This is a genomic window from Vibrio sp. 704, assembly GCF_033339295.1.
Genome location: NZ_JAWOUH010000432.1, coordinates 1 through 707, shown reverse-complemented (window position 1 = coordinate 707; position 707 = coordinate 1). Strand labels below are relative to the sequence as shown.

At 45.0% G+C, this 707-nt stretch carries 2 protein-coding genes; both read right to left on the bottom strand.

Annotation, left to right across the window (positions count from 1 at the left end):
- On the bottom strand, positions 1–225 hold a 225-nt coding region (locus R7R24_RS26925; protein WP_318120151.1), incomplete at its 3' end, for an Hpt domain-containing protein.
- Positions 226–227: 2 nt separating this feature from the next.
- The coding region (locus R7R24_RS26920; RefSeq protein ID WP_318120150.1) for a helix-turn-helix domain-containing protein at positions 228–707 on the bottom strand (480 nt) is incomplete at its 5' end.

Below are 707 nucleotides of genomic sequence, written 5' to 3'. Positions count from 1 at the left end.
CATCGCTAACTCACACAAACTGTCGGCTCCGAAACTCGCAGCACTGCTTTTTAGCGCATGGCTGATCTCTTTCAAATACACTAAGCGCTCTGAACCTTCTAACTGCGACAAGTTGTCGATGTACGTATCCATCTCACCCAAAAAAATATCGAGCAAAACAGGCACGTTATCACTGCCGATTTCCATCGACAGTTCATCTATTTTTTGTTGATTCAATATCGTCATGCTTACACCTTCTGCCGCTCTTCTTTACCATTCCATGCTTGTAGTTTGCGGTAAATCGTTGACGGACTGACATCAAGATACCCAGCGGCTCTTGGAATATTGCCGTCACACGCCTCAATCGCTTGCTCAATCGCCATTTTCTCTGTCATCCATAGCGGCATGATCTCTGAAACAGTCATCGCTTTTGGCTCAATCAGTTTAGATACAGATGGCCTATCTAACGGTTGATTCAGCGGCGGTGGCAACATATCTAACGTAATTTCTTTGCCGTTGTTGAGCACCACGATATTGCGTAGTACGTTTTGTAGTTGTCGGACGTTACCCGGCCATTCATAACTGTTAAAGCGATCAATCACTTCTTGAGAAAAGCGGACAAAGTTTTTGCCCTCTTCATGAGACATGTAGCCTAACAGTGAGTACGCAATTTCAATCACATCTTCACCACGTTCGCGAAGAGGCGGAAGATGCAAAGGAATCACGTA